Source organism: Jejuibacter sp. L23 (assembly GCF_050815825.1).
GTDB classification, from domain to species: Bacteria; Pseudomonadota; Gammaproteobacteria; order Enterobacterales; family Enterobacteriaceae; genus Jejubacter; species Jejubacter calystegiae.
On record NZ_CP138199.1, the window covers coordinates 4838527 to 4855567 of the forward strand.

At 58.8% G+C, this 17041-nt stretch carries 16 protein-coding genes; 6 read left to right on the plus strand and 10 right to left on the minus strand.

Annotation, left to right across the window (positions count from 1 at the left end):
* Positions 1 to 137: 137 nt before the first annotated feature.
* The 7 genes from fucP to SCU88_RS23190 all read right to left on the minus strand — a co-directional run bounded on the left by fucP (position 138) and on the right by SCU88_RS23190 (position 6319).
* Positions 138 to 1373, minus strand: coding sequence for an L-fucose:H+ symporter permease (gene fucP / locus SCU88_RS23160; RefSeq protein ID WP_175340014.1), 1236 nt, complete (start codon positions 1371 to 1373; stop codon positions 138 to 140).
* Positions 1374 to 1437: 64 nt separating this feature from the next.
* Positions 1438 to 1797, minus strand: coding sequence for an L-rhamnose mutarotase (locus SCU88_RS23165; protein ID WP_175340015.1), 360 nt, complete (start codon positions 1795 to 1797; stop codon positions 1438 to 1440).
* Positions 1794 to 2570: an SDR family oxidoreductase gene (locus SCU88_RS23170; RefSeq protein ID WP_138094551.1), complete on the minus strand. Its 777-nt coding sequence runs from the start codon at positions 2568 to 2570 to the stop codon at positions 1794 to 1796. Before SCU88_RS23170 ends, SCU88_RS23165 begins: the two co-directional genes overlap by 4 nt.
* A 2-nt stretch (positions 2571 to 2572) precedes the next feature.
* A complete protein-coding gene (locus SCU88_RS23175) occupies positions 2573 to 3412 on the minus strand; it encodes an amidohydrolase family protein (protein ID WP_175340016.1) in 840 nt (279 codons plus the stop codon).
* Positions 3412 to 4698, minus strand: a complete 1287-nt coding sequence (locus SCU88_RS23180; RefSeq protein ID WP_175340017.1) for an L-fuconate dehydratase — start codon at positions 4696 to 4698, stop codon at positions 3412 to 3414. Before SCU88_RS23180 ends, SCU88_RS23175 begins: the two co-directional genes overlap by 1 nt.
* Positions 4699 to 4700: 2 nt before the next feature.
* Positions 4701 to 5546 carry a fumarylacetoacetate hydrolase family protein gene (locus SCU88_RS23185; protein WP_175340018.1) on the minus strand — a complete coding sequence of 282 codons (846 nt, stop codon included), beginning with the start codon at positions 5544 to 5546 and terminating at the stop codon, positions 4701 to 4703.
* A gap of 32 nt (positions 5547 to 5578) precedes the next feature.
* On the minus strand, positions 5579 to 6319 hold the full coding sequence (locus SCU88_RS23190) for an SDR family oxidoreductase (protein WP_175340019.1): 741 nt from the start codon (positions 6317 to 6319) through the stop codon (positions 5579 to 5581).
* Positions 6320 to 6543: 224 nt separating this feature from the next.
* Here SCU88_RS23190 and SCU88_RS23195 point away from each other — a divergent pair, with 224 nt between their 5' ends.
* The gene (locus SCU88_RS23195) at positions 6544 to 7302 is read left to right on the plus strand and encodes a FadR/GntR family transcriptional regulator (RefSeq protein ID WP_138094561.1); all 759 of its coding nucleotides are present in this window, start codon (positions 6544 to 6546) and stop codon (positions 7300 to 7302) included.
* Here the strand turns inward: SCU88_RS23195 and greB are convergent.
* Complete coding sequence (greB, locus tag SCU88_RS23200) at positions 7283 to 7804, minus strand: transcription elongation factor GreB (protein WP_138094563.1); 522 nt, start codon at positions 7802 to 7804, stop codon at positions 7283 to 7285. The genes SCU88_RS23195 and greB overlap by 20 nt on opposite strands.
* Before the next feature lie 165 nt (positions 7805 to 7969).
* Between greB and SCU88_RS23205 the strand changes: the two genes are divergently transcribed.
* From SCU88_RS23205 to feoC, 4 genes are all read left to right on the plus strand, one after another.
* Complete coding sequence (locus SCU88_RS23205) at positions 7970 to 10306, plus strand: Tex family protein (RefSeq protein ID WP_138094565.1); 2337 nt, start codon at positions 7970 to 7972, stop codon at positions 10304 to 10306.
* 292 nt (positions 10307 to 10598) lie between these two features.
* Positions 10599 to 10823, plus strand: a complete 225-nt coding sequence (gene feoA, locus SCU88_RS23210) for a ferrous iron transporter A (protein ID WP_138094567.1) — start codon at positions 10599 to 10601, stop codon at positions 10821 to 10823.
* Between the two features lie 59 nt (positions 10824 to 10882).
* Positions 10883 to 13198, plus strand: coding sequence for a Fe(2+) transporter permease subunit FeoB (gene feoB, locus SCU88_RS23215; protein WP_175340020.1), 2316 nt, complete (start codon positions 10883 to 10885; stop codon positions 13196 to 13198).
* 16 nt (positions 13199 to 13214) lie between these two features.
* On the plus strand, positions 13215 to 13454 hold the full coding sequence (gene feoC / locus SCU88_RS23220; RefSeq protein WP_138094571.1) for a [Fe-S]-dependent transcriptional repressor FeoC: 240 nt from the start codon (positions 13215 to 13217) through the stop codon (positions 13452 to 13454).
* A gap of 65 nt (positions 13455 to 13519) precedes the next feature.
* Here the strand turns inward: feoC and SCU88_RS23225 are convergent, their stop codons facing one another.
* Both SCU88_RS23225 and SCU88_RS23230 read right to left on the minus strand, forming a co-directional pair.
* Complete coding sequence (locus SCU88_RS23225; RefSeq protein ID WP_431810188.1) at positions 13520 to 15127, minus strand: FGGY-family carbohydrate kinase; 1608 nt, start codon at positions 15125 to 15127, stop codon at positions 13520 to 13522.
* Between the two features lie 28 nt (positions 15128 to 15155).
* The gene (locus SCU88_RS23230) at positions 15156 to 15905 is read right to left on the minus strand and encodes an SDR family oxidoreductase (protein WP_168198756.1); all 750 of its coding nucleotides are present in this window, start codon (positions 15903 to 15905) and stop codon (positions 15156 to 15158) included.
* Between the two features lie 116 nt (positions 15906 to 16021).
* On the opposite strand from SCU88_RS23230, the gene SCU88_RS23235 reads away from it, so the two are divergent.
* Entirely contained in the window at positions 16022 to 17038 is a 1017-nt protein-coding gene (locus SCU88_RS23235; protein WP_175340022.1) for a LacI family DNA-binding transcriptional regulator, read from the plus strand.
* Positions 17039 to 17041: the final 3 nt, after the last annotated feature.

The following is a 17041-nucleotide window of genomic DNA, read 5'->3' on the forward strand; positions in this document are numbered from 1 at the left end:
CAGGCAAAATTGTTACAAAGCATATTTAACAGCAGGTTATGCTACCGATCCATCTCTATTTCCGGTGTGACCTCATAAAAATTGTAGTTAAAAAAACGGGCGGGGTTTCCCCCGCCCGCACATACGCCAGAATCTTTTTACCCCGCGACGCTGTGGCGCCGCTGGCTCAGACCGTAAATCAGCACCACGGCGAAACAGATCAACGGCAGCCCGTAGGAGAGCGCGGTGCTGCTGCTGTCGGCAATCGCCCCCATACACCAGGGCATCACCGCCCCGCCCACGATCGCCATCACCATAAACGAACTGGCGCGGCGGGTGTGGCCGCCCATGTTTTTCACCCCCAGTGCGAAAATGGTGGGAAACATGGTGGACATAAAAAAGAACACGGCGATCAGCGCCACCACCGAAACGCCGCCGTCGATGCCCATCATCACTACGCCACACAGCGCCATATTCACCAGGGCGTAGGTCGCCAGCAGCGTGGCGGGTTTAATTCGCCCCATCAGCCAGGTACTGAAGAAGCGCCCGACCATAAAGCTAATCATCGCCACAGACAGCAGATAAGAGGCCTGGCGGCTGGTGACCCCCTGCCAGTGCTCGGTGGCATAGTTGATAAAGAAGGCCCCCACACCCACCTGAGCCGCCACATAGAAGAACTGCGCCACCACGCCACCGGCAAAATGGCGATGCGACCACAGCCCGCGCGGGCCGTCATTCGCCTCACGCGCATCGCGGATATCCGGAAGCGAGGTGCGCCGAAACAGCAGCGCAATCCCCAGCACCACCACGGCAATCCCGACATAGGTCAGTTTTACCGCTCCCTGCTCATCCCCGACGCTCTGGGTGCCGGAAAAAAACAGCGAGCCGCCGATCACCGGGCCAATAAACTGCCCCAGACCGTTAAAGGATTGCGCCAGGTTCAGACGCCGTTCGGCTCCGGAGGGATCGCCCAGTACCGTGGCATAGGGGTTGGCGGCCGTCTCCAGGCAGCCCAGGCCGCTGGCGATAACAAACAACGCGAACAGGAACATCCCGAAGTTGCCTACGGAGGCGGCGGGCACAAACAGCAGCGCGCCCAGGGCGTACAGGCAAAGCCCCGCCAGAATACCGGCCTTATAGCCGCGTTTGTCCATAAAGTAGCCCGCTGGCAGCGCCACCAGGAAGTAAGCGCCAAAATAAGCGGCCTGTAACAGCCCGGACTGGGCCTTAGTGACATGCAGCGTTTCCTGGAAGTGTTTGTTCAGGACATCTAACAGGCCGTAGGAGAGACCCCACATAAAGAACAGGCTGGTGACCAGCATAAAGGCCCAGCGCATACCGGTGGTCGCGCGCGTCGGCGCGCCTGCGGCCGACGTTTTCTCGTTTACCAGCATGATTATATCCTCACAAGACGTACAGAGTGGTATTGCCCCGACACGCCCGAACGGCAGCCTGCCGTTACTCGGGGGATTGATCCTGCAACGAAAATATCCTCGTCATCGCCGCCCACTTTTCCCCTTCCGGGGTCCAGGGGGTCGGCACCTGGTAGCGCCACATCAACGCCTCCCAGCGCTGAATCACCGGGTGATCCAGGCTCTGCCGCGCAAAACGCCGTTCATCAAAGTCCGCGTCCACCTCCATAATCATGAACAGCCGGGTGCCCAGCCGGTAAATATCCATCTGCGCGACCCCCTGCTCACGCAGGTGTGCCGCCACTTCAGGCCAGATTTGCCGGTGGTACTCCTCGTACTCCGCAATCAACGCCGGGGAATCCACCAGATCGAGCGCCTGGCAGTAGCGCCTGCGCCCCCCGTTCACGTTATCGCCCTGTCGAGATGCAGATAGCCGCCATCGACCGACAACCACTGACCGGTGGTGTGCGATGCACGCGCCGACAGCAGAAACACCGCGGTACTGGCGATCTCCTCCGGCGTGGTCATCCGCTGCCCCAGAGGAATATGGGCGCTGATGGCCGCCAGTTGACGCTGCGGTTCTTCAAAGGTTTCGATCCAGCGCTGGTACTGCGGCGTCATCACCTCTGCCGGAACTACGGCGTTCACCCGCACCCCGCTGTGTCGCAGGGAGACGGCCCACTCCCGGGTCAGCGCCAGGATTGCCCCTTTGGCGGCGGTGTAACCGCTGGTTCCCCCCTGACCGCTCAGAGCGGTTTTTGAGGCGATATTCACAATGGCGCCCCGGGCCCGCTCCAGCGCCGACTGACACAGATGCGCCATCTGGTAGTAGTGCACCAGGTTCTTCTCCAGAGAGCCGATAAAAGCGGTGCGCCCGGCCTCCAGCCCGACACCGTCATTCACTCCGGCGTTATTCACCAGTCCATCGATACGCCCGAAGCGCGTCAGAGTTTGGGTCACAGCGCTGTCGCACGCGGCTTCCTGACACAGATCGGCCAGAATAAACAGACTGTCGGGCTGATGCCGGGTCAGTTGCGCCATAAATTGCGCGTCCGGTTCGACATTACTGACAATGACCGGAATCGCCCCTTCCTGCGCCAGCAGTTGCGCGATCGCGCCGCCAATGCCGGAACCGCCGCCAGTGACGATAACGACCTTATCTTCCAGAAACAGATCCATACTCAGACCTCCGTCAGTCGGTAAACCCGTGCGGCGTTATTGCCTGCGATATCCGCCTGCTCTGCCGGACTCAGCTTACTCAGTGCCCGTTCGCTTAACGCAACCACTTGTCCATATTCCGCCGCCAGCAGGCAGACCGGCCAGTCGGAACCAAACAGCAAACGCTGCGGCCCGAATGCCTCCAGCGCCGCATCGATAAAGGGCCGTAGCTCTTCAGCCTTCCACTGCCCGCCGGGCGCCTCGGTAACCAGCCCGGAAAGCTTGCACATCACATGGGACTGCGCTGCCAGAGGGGCGATTTGCTGAGCCCAGCGCCGTGCCCCGGCGGTAATATCCGGCTTGCCGCAATGGTCCAGCACCAGCAAGTGGCGGTCATGACGACGGGCAAAACGGGTGGCGTCCTCCAGATGACGCCAGGTCACCAGCAGCTCCCAGACGTAGCCAGCGCGCTGTACCTGTTCAACGCCCGCATTCACCGCGCTGTCATCCAGCCAGGCGGCGGGATCGGGTTCGTCCTGCACCTGATGACGCACGCCGCACAGCAGCGGTTCATGGGACCACTGCGCCAGCTTATCGCCAAGACTCGTCGCCCTGACATCCAGCCAGCCCACCACGCCGCGCAAGCCAGGAAGCGTTCGCGCCTGCTCCACCAGCCACGCGTTTTCTTGCTCGCTGTGGCGGGCCTGCACCGTAATGGCGCCGTCGCAGCCGTGCTGCTCCAGCAGCGGTTGCAACTGCTGCGAGCCAAAATCACGCTGTAGCACCGCCATTTGCGAGTTTATCCACGGGAAATCCCGGGGCCGGTAGCGCCAGAAGTGCTGATGGGCGTCGATGCGCGGCATCAGGCATTCCCTTCGCGAAAGCGGTAACGCTCGATAGATTCCGGATACATTTCAATGGAGTAGCCCGGCGTGGTCGGCGCCATATAGGCTGCGCCTTTGATGACGCACGGATCGACAAAGTGCTCATGCAGATGATCCACATACTCAATCACCCGTCCTTCACGGCTGCCCGAAATGCACAGGTAATCGATCATCGACAGGTGCTGGACGTATTCGCACAGGCCAACGCCCCCGGCATGAGGACAGACCGGTAGCTGATACTTCGCCGCCATCAGCATCACCGCCAGCGCTTCGTTAACACCGCCCAGACGACAGGCGTCTATCTGCACCACATCCACGGCGTCGCGCATAATAAACTGCTTAAACAGAATCCGGTTCTGGCACATCTCGCCGGTGGCGACCTTCACCGGCGCCACCCCTTCCCGGATGCGGCGATGCCCTTCCACATCGTCCGGGCTGGTGGGCTCTTCGATAAACCAGGGCTCGGCAAAGGCCAACTGGCGTACCCATTCGATAGCTTCATCGACCTCCCAGACCTGGTTGGCGTCGATCATCAGATGCCGGTCCGGCCCCAGCACTTCCCGGGCGATGCGTACCCGGCGGATATCGTCTTCCAGGTCGCGCCCGACCTTCAGTTTGATATGGGAAAATCCGGCGTCCACCGCCTGCTGACACAGGCGTCGCAGTTTATCGTCCGGATAACCGAGCCAACCGGCAGAGGTGGTGTAGCAGGGATAGCCTTCCGCCAGCAGGGTTTCCAGCCGCCGGGCCTTGCCCTCTGCCCGTTCAGTCAGCAGCGTTTCCGCCTCCTGTGGCGTGATGCAATCAGTCAGGTAGCGGAAGTCGATGCAGCGCACCAGCTCCTGGGGCGACATCTCTGCCACCAGTCGCCACAGCGGCTTACCTTCGGCCTTTGCCCACAGATCCCAGACTGCATTGACCACCGCGCCGGTGGCCAGATGAATAGCGCCCTTATCCGGGCCAATCCAGCGTAGCTGGCTGTCGCCGGTAAAGCGTCGCCAGAAGGCTCCCATATCGGCGGCGATGGTTTGCAGACTTTCACCGACAATCAGCGGCGCCAGGGCACGGATAGCCGTACAGCAGATCTCATTGCCGCGACCGATGGTGAAAGTCAGGCCGTGCCCGCTCAGTTGTGGATCGTCGGTCTCCAGAACCACATAGGCGGCGGAATAGTCGGGATCCGGGTTCATGGCATCCGAGCCGTCCAGGTGTTGGGAGGTGGGAAAGCGAATATCCTCCACGCGCAGGCCAACGATCGTCGTCATGATCAGGCCCCCCGGGTTTGCTGACGCTGTTCGCCCAGTCCCTCAATCCCCAGACGCATGGTCTGACCGGGACGCAGGTACACCGGATGCGGTTTCTGGCCCATTCCCACGCCCGGCGGCGTGCCGGTAGAAATCACATCCCCGGGTTGCAGGCTCATAAAACGGCTCAGGTAGCTGACTATCTGCGGCACGTTAAAGATCATGGTGCTGGTGCTGCCGTTCTGATAGCGCTTGCCGTCCACCTCCAGCCACATCTTCAGGTTATGAGGATCCGGCACCTCATCGGTTGTGACCAGCCACGGGCCAATGGGGCCGAAAGTGTCGCAGCCCTTGCCTTTATCCCAGGTGCCGCCGCGCTCGATCTGGTATTCGCGCTCGGAGACATCGTTCACCACGCAGTACCCCGCCACGTAATCCATCGCCTCCTGTTCGCTGATGTAGCTGGCGGCACGGCCGATCACCACCCCAAGCTCCACTTCCCAGTCGGTCTTCTCTGAACCGCGTGGGATCAGCACATTGTCATAAGGGCCCACCACCGCGCTGGTCCACTTGTTAAATACCACTGGCTCCTTCGGAATCTCAGCGCCGGTCTCTGCCGCATGGTCGGCGTAGTTCAGGCCGATACAGATAAATTTGCCGATATTGCCCACACAGGCACCGATGCGCGGCTGCCCCGGCACGTGGGGCAGCGCCTCGATATCCAGACTCTTCAGATGCTCCAGGCTTTTTGCCGATAGCGCAGGACCTGCCACATCCGGGATATACCCGGAAAGATCGCGAATCAGCCCCGCTTTATCCAGTACCCCCGGACGCTCCTGGCCCGGCTCTCCATAACGCAGTAATTTCATGTGGTTCCCCAATTTTTGAAGGTATACAGGCGTCAGTTGCTCCAGCCGCCATCAATAATCTGTGTGGTGCCGGTGGTATAGCCGCTTGCGTCAGAGGCCAGATAGAGCGCCAGTTGCGCAATTTCTTCAGACTTACCGATGCGGCCAATGGGCTGGCGGGCCACAAAGGCCTGGTACACTTCCTCCACGCTTTTGCCCTGGGCCTGAGCCTGGCTGGCAATGCGATCGCGTAGCGATGGCGACTCCACGGTGCCCGGGCAAATGGCGTTACAGCGAACTCCCCGGGTGATGTAGTCCGCCGCCACCGAACGGGTCAGACCGATGACCGCCGCTTTACTGGCGCCATAGGCAAAACGGTTAGCCACCCCTTTGATGCTGGAGGCCACCGATGACATATTGATAATGGAGCCGCCGCCGCGCTCGAGCATGGCGGGCAGAAAGGCGCGAATGGTGTGGAACATCGCCGTCACGTTAAGATCCATGGCGAAACGCCACTCCTCTTCGCGACACTCAAGAATCGAGCCGTTGTGCACCACTCCGGCGCAGTTGAACAGTACATCCACCGGCCCCAGCCTTTGAGCTGCCGCCGCGACCGCAGCACCGTCAGTCACATTCAGGGTAACGGCCTGAATACCGGCGATCGCCTCCAGAGACGCGGGATTCAGATCGCAACCAATCACTTCGGCACCGGCCTCCACGAATAGTCTGGCGGTGCTATAGCCAATCCCCTGTCCGGCGCCGGTTATCAGCGCTCGCTTACCTGCTAAATCCATAGTGACTCCTTCGCTACTTCGGTCTAATGGTCAGGCCTTTAGCCGCCGACGGCACCATGACAAAACCGGAGTAACGGGTTATTGTGTGTACAGTTATGGGTTATTCAGATCTCAAAACAGCGTTTCGGATTAACTATTTTTTTACACCCAGATAACGATTACTCAAGTTTCCTGATTGTTTTTTGTGCACTCAGTCACTTCAAACTGGTAAGAAAAGGTAACCCATGCCGATCACCCGACTTGAAAACCCAAGGATATACAGACAGATAGCCGATCAACTGCACAAGCTCATCGAGAATGGCGAGTTTCCTCCCGGTAGCCGCCTGCCGCCAGAGCGCGAACTGGCGCGTCAGCTTCAGGTGAGCCGGGCTTCGGTGCGTGAAGCGCTGATTGCGCTGGAAGTGATAGGACTGGTGGATGTGAAGGTCGGTAACGGGGTGATTGTGAAGGCGCAGACGCCGGACGCCCGCCAGGAGCCGGTAATGACTCAGGCCGGGCGCGATCAGTGGGGCGACGTGGATAACGAACTGGGTATCAGTCTGGATTTGAACGCCGAACTGCCGCCGTTTTCGCTACTGCAAACCCGACTGCTGATTGAACCGGAAACCGCAGCGCTGGCGGCGCGCCACGCAAGCCATGAGGAGCTGGCGGGGATCCGCAGCGCCTGGGAACAGAACTGCCGCGATAACCGCGCGGGCTCGGTCACTCATCCCGGGGATCGCCTGTTTCATATTCGCATCGCCCGGGCCAGCGGTAATCCCACGCTGGCCTTTATCATCAGCCATTTGCTGGGCCACCGCTACGGCAGTATGTTCCGTATGCTGCAGCGCCATTACACGCCGCAGGATATGCCGCACCGCTCGGAACTGGAGCACCGCGCCATTCTGGAAGCGCTGGAAGCCCGGGACGTACGCGCAGCGCGCCAGGCGATGAAGGCGCACCTGACGCAGGTCATCGCCATTTTCAGCCGCGGAGCGGTCTGAAGCCGGTATCATCCAACGCGGCATCGCCCTTCGGATACTCAATGGCATTGATAAACCAGAGTTTTTCACCTTCCGGTGTCTGGACCACAAACTCTTCGTCCACCTGCTTTTTCAGCAGCGCCCGGGCCATAGGCGAATCAATGGAGATATAGTCTTTGCGCTCGCTGTAGATCTCCTCCGGGCCGACAATGCGAAACTTCTTCACATCCCCTGCTTCGTTTTCAATTTCCACCCACGCGCCAAAGAAAACGCGCCCTTCCTGCTGCGGCGAATAATCGACGATTGAAAGCACCGGTAGCAGCTTCCTCAGAAAGCGCACCCGACGATCGATCTGGCGCAGCAGTCGCTTGTTATAGGTGTAGTCGGCATTTTCCGAGCGGTCACCCAGACTCGCAGCCCAGGAGACGATTTTAGTGATCTCCGGGCGTTTCTCGTTCCACAGGTAATCGTGCTCTTGTTTCAGCTTGTTATACCCTTCCCGGGTAATCAGTTTGGTGCCCACAGCCATATTCCCGAATTCAAACGCTGACATAAATCATAACAGCAATATCCACATGCGAGGAACTGTCTGATTCCCCGCTGCCCGGCCGCTGCGACTGGCATTTTTCGCCGTCAGTCCGTATAACTGTCCCCTGACTTTTGGTACTCACAAGATGAAATTTTAGCCATGATGAATGATTCGCTCTGTCGCATTATCGCCGGTGAGCTGCAGGCCCGGGCCGAACAGGTAGAAGCCGCGGTTCGTCTGCTGGATGAAGGGAACACCGTGCCGTTTATCGCACGTTATCGTAAGGAGGTCACCGGCGGGCTGGACGATACCCAGTTGCGCCAACTGGAGACCCGTCTGGGCTACCTGCGCGAGCTGTCCGATCGCCGCCAGGCGATTCTGAAATCCATCGATGAGCAGGGCAAGCTGACCAGTGAACTGGCCACGGCCATTAATGGCACCCTGAGCAAAACCGAACTGGAAGATCTCTACCTTCCCTATAAGCCCAGGCGCCGTACCCGTGGGCAGATCGCCATCGAAGCCGGTCTGGAGCCGCTGGCGGACAGCCTGTGGAACACGCCTTCCCTCACCCCGGAACAGGAAGCGGAAAGCTATATCGATGCCGATAAAGGGGTCGCCGATGCGAAAGCCGCCCTGGACGGCGCTCGCTACATTCTGATGGAGCGCTTCGCAGAAGACGCGGCCCTGCTGGCTAAAGTGCGTGACTACCTGTGGAAGAACGCCGATCTGGTAGCAAGTGTCGTGAGCGGCAAGGAAGAAGAAGGAGCCAAGTTTCGCGACTATTTCGACCATCATGAACCCATCGCCAAAGTGCCTTCCCACCGCGCTCTGGCAATGTTCCGCGGTCGTAACGAAGGCGTACTGCAACTTTCCCTGAACCCCGATCCGCAGTTCGACGAGCCGCCGAAAGAGAGTCACGGCGAACAGATTATTATCGACCACCTGGGCCTGCGTCTGAACAACGCTCCGGCGGATAGCTGGCGCCGTGCGGTAGTGAGCTGGACCTGGCGTATTAAGGTGCTGATGCACCTGGAAACTGAGCTGATGGGCACGGTGCGCGAACGCGCCGAAGACGAGGCTATCAACGTTTTCGCCCGTAATCTGCATGACCTGCTGATGGCGGCCCCAGCCGGGCTGCGCGCCACTATGGGCCTCGATCCCGGTCTACGCACCGGCGTTAAGGTCGCAGTGGTGGACGCCACCGGTAAGCTGGTCGCCACCGACACGATTTACCCCCACACCGGTCAGGCGGCCAAAGCGGCGACCGTAGTAGCCGCGCTCTGCGAAAAATACAACGTTGAGCTGGTGGCGATCGGTAACGGTACGGCTTCCCGCGAGACCGAGCGTTTCTACCTGGACGTTCAGAAGCAGTTCCCCAAAGTGACCGCCCAGAAGGTGATCGTTAGCGAGGCTGGGGCGTCGGTTTATTCCGCTTCCGAGCTGGCGGCGCTGGAATTCCCGGATCTCGACGTGTCGCTGCGCGGCGCGGTCTCTATCGCCCGCCGCCTTCAGGATCCGCTGGCAGAGCTGGTGAAGATCGATCCTAAATCCATCGGGGTGGGCCAGTATCAGCACGATGTCAGCCAGAGCCAGCTTGCGAAGAAGCTGGACGCGGTGGTGGAAGACTGCGTAAACGCCGTTGGCGTTGACCTGAACACCGCTTCGGTCCCTCTGCTGACCCGGGTAGCGGGTCTGACGCGCATGATGGCGCAAAATATCGTGGCCTGGCGCGACGAAAACGGCCAGTTCAGCAACCGCCAGCAGTTACTGAAGGTAAGCCGTCTGGGGCCGAAGGCCTTTGAACAGTGCGCTGGCTTCCTGCGTATTAACCACGGCGATAACCCACTGGATGCCTCCACCGTTCACCCGGAAGCCTACCCGGTGGTGGAACGCATTCTGGCGGCGACTGAGCAGGCGTTGCGCGATCTGATGGGCAACGGCAGCGCCCTGCGTAATCTGAAGGCCGTGGACTTTACCGACGACAAATTCGGGGTGCCGACCGTCAGCGATATCATCAAAGAGTTGGAAAAACCGGGCCGCGATCCGCGCCCCGAGTTTAAGACCGCCAAATTCGCCGACGGCGTGGAAACCATGAACGATCTGCTGCCCGGCATGGTGCTGGAAGGGGCGGTCACTAACGTCACCAACTTCGGCGCCTTCGTGGATATCGGCGTTCATCAGGACGGCCTGGTCCATATCTCTTCATTGTCCGACAGCTTCGTTGACGATCCCCACAAAGTAGTGAAAGCGGGCGATATCGTGAAGGTGAAGGTGCTGGATGTGGATATGGCGCGTAAGCGTATCGCGCTGACCATGCGGCTGGATGAACAACCCGGCGATACCGGTAGCCGCCGTTCCGCTTCCGGCAACGCCGGTAACGGCAATGGCCGCGATCGTAGCCGTCCGGCGGGTAAACCCCGGCGGGCAGAAAGCACGCCTGCGGGTAACAGCGCCATGAGCGATGCTCTGGCGGCCGCCTTCGGCAAGAAGCGCTAACCCAGAAAGCCGCCGGTGCCCTGCACCGGCGGCCTCTTTCCGCGCCAACATAAAAGTAACATTGGCCCATTTTCTAAAACCTTCTTACCGACAGATAACTTTATTAACCCTTCGTTATCCCGCCCCGAGCGCTAAATTTGTTTACGCTCAAAAAAAACGCATTTAACCCCCTTCTTCAGATTGAAGATAAAAATTGTTCTCATTATCATTGCCTCATACTTTTTCAGGTTTTTTCCTGGTCGCCTGCGGTGGCCAGGTTTTTTGCCGATCGGTCTCGTTCACAGGGGATTCTATGCATATGCACGCGAACAGTTCGTGGAAAATTACCGGATTTTCCCGGGAAATCAGTCCGGCCTGGCGTCAGAAGCTGCTCTCTCTCGGGATGCTGCCTGGCTCTTCATTCCGGGTCGTGCGGGTGGCGCCTTTCGGCGATCCGGTACAGATAGAAACGCGCCGTATCAGCCTGGTACTACGTAAGAAAGACCTGGCGCTACTCTCCCTGGAAGCGCTCGCCTGACCGGACTGGCGCCTGGAGCTTCAGGCGCCGCGAACCACTTTCACGTTGCGATACTACAAATGAAAAAACTCACTATCGGTCTTATTGGCAACCCTAACTCCGGCAAAACCACGCTGTTCAATCAGTTGACCGGTTCCCGCCAGCGGGTCGGCAACTGGTCTGGCGTAACTGTCGAACGTAAAGAGGGGCAGTTCACCACCACCGACCATGCGGTCACACTGGTGGATCTGCCCGGCACCTACTCCCTGACCACTATCTCTTCCCAGACCTCTCTCGATGAGCAGATCGCCTGCCACTACATTCTGAGCAACGACGCCGATATGCTGATAAACGTAGTGGATGCCTCGAACCTGGAGCGTAACCTCTATCTGACGCTGCAGTTGCTGGAGCTGGGCATTCCCTGCGTGGTAGCGCTGAACATGCTGGATATTGCCGAAAAGCAGCAGATCCGTATCGATATCGACGCCCTTTCCGCCCGTCTGGGCTGCCCGGTAGTACCGCTGGTCTCCACCCGCGCCCGGGGTATCGACGGTCTGAAACTGGCTGTTGACCGCCATCGCGGTAATACCGCCATCGAGCTGGTGCACTATCCTCAGCCGCTGCTGGCGGAAGCCGAACAGCTTGCCGAGCGGATGCCAGCCACCCAACCCCACAGCGAACGGCGCTGGCTGGCGCTACAAATGCTGGAAGGCGATATTTATAGCCGCCATCTGGCGGGCAGCGTTGCCGGGGATCTCGACGGCGCCCTGGCGCGGCTGAGCACCCAAATTGAGGATCCGGCATTGAGCATTGCCGATGCCCGCTATCAGAGCATCGCCGCAATATGCGATGAGGTCAGCAACAGCCTGACCGCCGCGCCTAATCGTCTGACCGTGGCGCTGGACAAAATCGTGCTCAGCCGTCTGCTGGGGCTGCCGGTGTTTCTGCTGGTGATGTACCTGATGTTCCTGCTGGCGATCAATATCGGCGGCGCCCTTCAGCCCATCTTTGACGGCGGTTCGGTAGCAATCTTTATTCACGGTACCCGCTGGCTGGGAGATGCGTTGCACTTCCCGGAATGGCTGACCATCTTCCTGGCCCAGGGGGTGGGCGGCGGTATCAACACCGTGCTACCGCTGGTGCCGCAGATTGGCATGATGTACCTGTTCCTCTCCTTCCTGGAAGACTCCGGCTATATGGCACGCGCCGCCTTCGTTATGGACCGCCTGATGCAGGCGCTGGGGCTGCCTGGTAAATCTTTCGTGCCGCTGATCGTCGGCTTCGGCTGTAATGTGCCGTCGGTCATGGGGGCCCGTACCCTGGATGCGCCGCGCGAACGTCTGATGACCATTATGATGGCGCCCTTTATGTCCTGCGGCGCCCGTCTGGCGATTTTCGCCGTCTTCGCCTCCGCCTTCTTCGGTAAGCAGGGCGCCACGGTGGTCTTTTCGCTCTATCTGCTGGGGATTGTGATGGCGATCGTCACCGGGCTGGTGCTGAAATATACGCTGATGCGCGGCGAAGCGACTCCCTTTGTGATGGAGCTTCCGGTTTATCACGTTCCCCATATGAAGAGCCTGCTGCTGCAAACCTGGCAGCGCCTGAAAGGCTTCGTGCTGCGGGCCGGTAAGGTGATTGTCATCGTCAGTATCTTTATCGGTGCTCTGAACAGCTTTTCGTTCAGCGGCAAGACAGTCGATAGCATTAACGACTCCGCGCTCGCTTCGGTGAGTAAAGTGCTGACGCCACTGCTGGCGCCGATCGGCGTTCATCAGGATAACTGGCAGGCCACCGTCGGGCTGTTTACCGGCGCCATGGCAAAAGAGGTGGTGGTCGGCACCCTGAACACCCTGTATACCGCCGAGGATATGCACGAAGACGAATTCGATCCCGCCACCTTTAGCCTGAGCGACGAACTGAAAGGCGCGGTTGATGACACCTGGCAGAGCCTGAAAGAGACCTTCAGCCTGAGCGTGTTGGCTAACCCCATCGAAGCCAGCAAGGGTGACGGCGAGATGGCCAGCGGCGCCATGGGTGTGATGAGCAGTAAGTTCGGCAGCGATGCCGCCGCCTACAGCTATCTGATTTTCGTGCTGCTCTACATCCCCTGTATCTCGGTAATGGGGGCTATCGCCCGCGAATCGAGCCGTGGCTGGATGACCTTTTCGGTACTGTGGGGGCTGAACATCGGCTACTCGCTGGCGACCCTCTACTATCAGTGCGCCACCTTTAGCGAACATCCACGCTACAGTACGACAGCCATTGCCGTGGTGGTGCTGTTTAACCTGGCGCTACTCGTGACGCTGCGGCGGATGCGTAGCCGGGTGGACGTCAACCTGCTGGCGCCAGCCAGGAAACCGGACGGCTGTCGGTCCCACGCTGGCGACTGCCACTAAGGAGACCAGGCTACCTATGGCTACCCTGACTCAGGTTCGGGATTTGCTGGCGCTGCGCGGGCGGATGGAAGCGCGTCAGATTAGCGAGACGCTGGGCGCCCCACTGCCGCTGGTCACCGCCATGCTGGAGCGGCTGGAAGCCATGGGCAGAACGGTGCGGGTGCCCGATGAAGCCGATGGCTGCCTTTCCGGCAGCTGCCGCAGTTGCCCGGAAGGCCAGCGCTGCCTGACGGAGCGCTGGATGCTGAAGGTCTGAAGAGACGAGCACCCGCATTTCAGAACATACCGGAGCGCTGTCGTACTTCCTGCCTATGATGTGGCTTAAGCCTGACGAATAGCTTTTGCCGTTTGCTGCAGCAGTATCCATGCCTCATAGCGCCGAACATGCAGTTCTGATACATCGCTGGAAGGTTCATAGCGAGTATCAGCCACAACCATGTTCGCCATGGCATCACCCACACTGGGTGCTAATCCACCAGCCACTGTGCCAAGAATAGCGGCTCCCAGTAACACAGGCTCCTGAGAGCGGGTAGAAAGTACTGGTAAGCCACAGGCATCCGCCAGCAGTTGCCGCACCAGTGGGTGCTGCCCGGCGCCTCCGCTGATGACGATATTTTCCGTTTTGATGCCCCGCTCACTCTGAACGCCGAGTATCTGTCGCAGACCGTAACCGATACCGCAGATCCCTGCGATATAGAGTGATATCAGGCTTTTTAGATCCTGCTCCATACCCAGTCCAACAATAACGGCACGCGCGTCTGGATCGGCAAACGGCGCCCGATTTCCCAGAAATTCCGGCACGATATGTAAACCGTTCGCCAGCTCGACAGCGTATGAAGCATCGGATACGGCTTCCAGCGCTCTGTCCGCTAGCCAGACAGGCAGAGAAACACCGGTAAGTTTCGCCCGTTCTCTGGCCTCCAGGGCTGCGGGATGGAGTGCCAGCAATCGGTCTATCGCTGCGCCAGCGGCACTTTGTCCCCCCTCGTTCAGCCACAACCCCGGGACCATTGCCGAATAGTAAGGCCCCCAGACGCCCGGCACGAATACCGGCTCACGGGTTGAGGTCATGGTGCAGGATGAGGTGCCAAAGACGTATCCAAGGCTGCGAGTGGCTCCCCCACTCACCCCCACGGTGCCAATACCGCCCGCATGCGCATCAATCAGACCAGCCGCAACCGGTGTACCCACCGGTAGCCCCATCGCGGTTGCGGCTTCCTCTGTTAATCCCTGCCCGCAAGGTGTGCCTGGTTCGACAATACGCTGGCCGATACGCGCAAAATCGTCATCCGCCAGATCGTGCAGACCAATGGCGCGGAAATAATCCGGATCCCAACGTTGCTCATGCGCAAGGTAGGTCCATTTACAGGTGACGGTGCAAACGGAACGAGCGAGATCCCCGGTAGCGCGCCACGTCAGAAAATCGGCCAGATCAAAAAATTGCCAGGCGCCGTTATATATTTCAGGGCGCTGCTCTTTCAGCCAGGCTAGCTTGGGCGTTTCCATTTCCGGTGAGATACGCCCTCCGACATAGCGAAGCACCGGATGTTGTGTGGCATTAATACGTTCGGCCTGAGCCGTCGCCCGATGATCCATCCAGACAATAATATTGCGTTCAGGATCTTCACTCTCACCCACCGGCAGCGGCTCTCCCCCTGCTCCCAGCACAACCAGGGAACAGGTTGCGTCAAACCCCATCCCCGCAATCGCTAATGGCGATACGCCGGAGGTAACTACCGCCTCCCGGACGCAGTGGCAAACCGCCAGCCAAATCTCCCGGCTGGACTGTTCCGCCCGATCGCCGCTATCACGGTAAAGGGTTATTTTTCGCGATGCGTGTGCCAGCAGATTGCCGTCAGCATCAAATACACCCGCTCGTGCGCTTCCTGAACCAACATCCACGCCAATAACAGCTTTATCACAGTTCATCATGCATTATCCGGAAAGAGGGAGAAGGTCAGAGGTCAACGTTATTTGGCAGGATGACCAGATCGCGAATGGTGACATGTTTTGGCCGTGTAACCATAAACAGCACAGCATCAGCCACATCTGTTGGCTGCATCAGACTACCGCTGTCTAATGCCTCTTCCAGCTTAGCCTTCGGCCAGTCATCCAACAGTGCGGTTACCACTGGCCCGGGAAGTACAGCACCGACCCGCACCCCATGCTGCGCCACCTGTCGACGCGTGGTGTGCACAAAGGCCTGAACGGCAAATTTAGAGGCGGTATAAATGGGTTCCCAAATCACAGGCACAATACCAGCAATAGAACTGGTGAACAGAATATCGCCGGATTTCTGCTCAATCAGATGAGGCAGGACGGCACGTACACAACGGAAGGCCGCATTAATATTCAGATTCAAAACCCGATCCCAAACATCCGGATCCCCCTCGGCCGCAGGGCCGCCCACATAGGCACCAGCGTTAGCATGGAAAATATCCAGTCGACCAGCCAGCTTCAGGATCCCCTCCAGCAGGCCATCGACCTGTTCAGGCTTCATCAGGTCAATTTGCAATGCGAAGGCATTTTCACCCATTTCAGTAACGCTTTTTTGCAGACTGGCGGCATCACGGTCGATTAGTATTACCGTGGCGCCAGCGCTGTGCAGGGCCTGGGCACAGGCAAGCCCGATACCCGATGCGGCGCCGGTGATAGCGGCTACTTTCCCCTGGAGGGGGTGATTCATGGCGGTAACAGAGTTGCTCATTTTATACTCCTCCGATGATGGCTATTGGCTAATTCACAACCAGCTCAATCGATGAAGCAGATCTAGCAACTCTAAATAGTAGTAACAAGCGAAATATAAAGCGGAGAAGTTAACCTGTGACTGACATCAAAAAAAACAGGAAGACCACGATTTACGATCTGGCGCAACTGACGGGAATATCGGCCAGTGCCGTCAGTGCAATCCTTAATGGCTCATGGAAAAAGCGCCGCATCAGCCCCGGACGAGCCGAACAGGTTATGCGTATTGCCGAACAGCAGGGATACACAGTCAACCGACAGGCCAGTCTACTACGCAGCCGCAAGTCTGGCGTCATTGGTATGATCGTTCCCAAATATGACAACCGTTATTTTGGCGCAATTGTGGAAAAGTTTGAGGCCATGGCGCGCGCACGCGGCCTGTTTCCCTTTGTGACCTGTACCAGCAGAGATCCCGATCTGGAGCTGGAAGCCGCACGAAATATGCTCTCCTGGCAGGTGGATTGGGTCATCGCCACCGGAGCCACGCAGCCCGACAAAATCACCCAGCTCTGTGTTCAGGCAGGTGTACGTTCTCTGAATCTGGACCTGCCGGGAACCCTGGCACCATCAGTCATCTCCGATAACTACGCCGGGGCCAAAGCGTTGACCAGCCGCATTCTGGACAATGTGATGCGCCACAAAGGAAGCGCATTGCCCCTGGTGTTCATCGGCGGTCGCGGGTCAGACTACAACACCCGGGAGCGGCTGCGCGGATTCCTTGATGCGCACTCCGACTATCGCGTGGTCGTGCCAGACGCCTGTCTGTTGCCCTGTGGATATGCATCAGAAAAGGCAGAAACCGCCCTTGCCGACTTCTGTTCCGGACCAGAAAATCAACTTAACGGACTATTCGTTAACTCCACGATTTCACTGGAAGGCGTGCTAAGAGAGCTATCCAGGAACAGAACAACCGCACAGCCACTACCGCCGTTGGGATGCTTCGACTGGGATCCCTTCGTGACGCTCCTCAACCGAAATATTGATATGGTTAAGCAGGATGTACCGAAAATGCTCGAAGCGGCATTCACTCTTATAGACATGGACAATACCACTCCGGAGATAGTGCAGATCCCGCCGCTTCACGTTAAGGCGTAAACG

What these genes read in the sequence shown, in the direction of transcription:
- SCU88_RS23180 (WP_175340017.1), bottom strand. Translation starts at nt 4,698, where the DNA reads ATGACGACGATCGTTGGCCTGCGCGTGGAGGATATTCGCTTTCCCACC.
- feoB (WP_175340020.1), top strand. Translation starts at nt 10,883, where the DNA reads ATGAAAAAACTCACTATCGGTCTTATTGGCAACCCTAACTCCGGCAAA.
- SCU88_RS23175 (WP_175340016.1), bottom strand. Translation starts at nt 3,412, where the DNA reads ATGCCGCGCATCGACGCCCATCAGCACTTCTGGCGCTACCGGCCCCGG.
- feoC (WP_138094571.1), top strand. Translation starts at nt 13,215, where the DNA reads ATGGCTACCCTGACTCAGGTTCGGGATTTGCTGGCGCTGCGCGGGCGG.
- SCU88_RS23230 (WP_168198756.1), bottom strand. Translation starts at nt 15,905, where the DNA reads ATGAGCAACTCTGTTACCGCCATGAATCACCCCCTCCAGGGGAAAGTA.
- SCU88_RS23195 (WP_138094561.1), top strand. Translation starts at nt 6,544, where the DNA reads ATGCCGATCACCCGACTTGAAAACCCAAGGATATACAGACAGATAGCC.
- SCU88_RS23170 (WP_138094551.1), bottom strand. Translation starts at nt 2,570, where the DNA reads ATGGATCTGTTTCTGGAAGATAAGGTCGTTATCGTCACTGGCGGCGGT.
- SCU88_RS23225 (WP_431810188.1), bottom strand. Translation starts at nt 15,127, where the DNA reads ATGAACTGTGATAAAGCTGTTATTGGCGTGGATGTTGGTTCAGGAAGC.
- fucP (WP_175340014.1), bottom strand. Translation starts at nt 1,373, where the DNA reads ATGCTGGTAAACGAGAAAACGTCGGCCGCAGGCGCGCCGACGCGCGCG.
- SCU88_RS23190 (WP_175340019.1), bottom strand. Translation starts at nt 6,319, where the DNA reads ATGGATTTAGCAGGTAAGCGAGCGCTGATAACCGGCGCCGGACAGGGG.
- SCU88_RS23185 (WP_175340018.1), bottom strand. Translation starts at nt 5,546, where the DNA reads ATGAAATTACTGCGTTATGGAGAGCCGGGCCAGGAGCGTCCGGGGGTA.
- SCU88_RS23205 (WP_138094565.1), top strand. Translation starts at nt 7,970, where the DNA reads ATGATGAATGATTCGCTCTGTCGCATTATCGCCGGTGAGCTGCAGGCC.
- feoA (WP_138094567.1), top strand. Translation starts at nt 10,599, where the DNA reads ATGCATATGCACGCGAACAGTTCGTGGAAAATTACCGGATTTTCCCGG.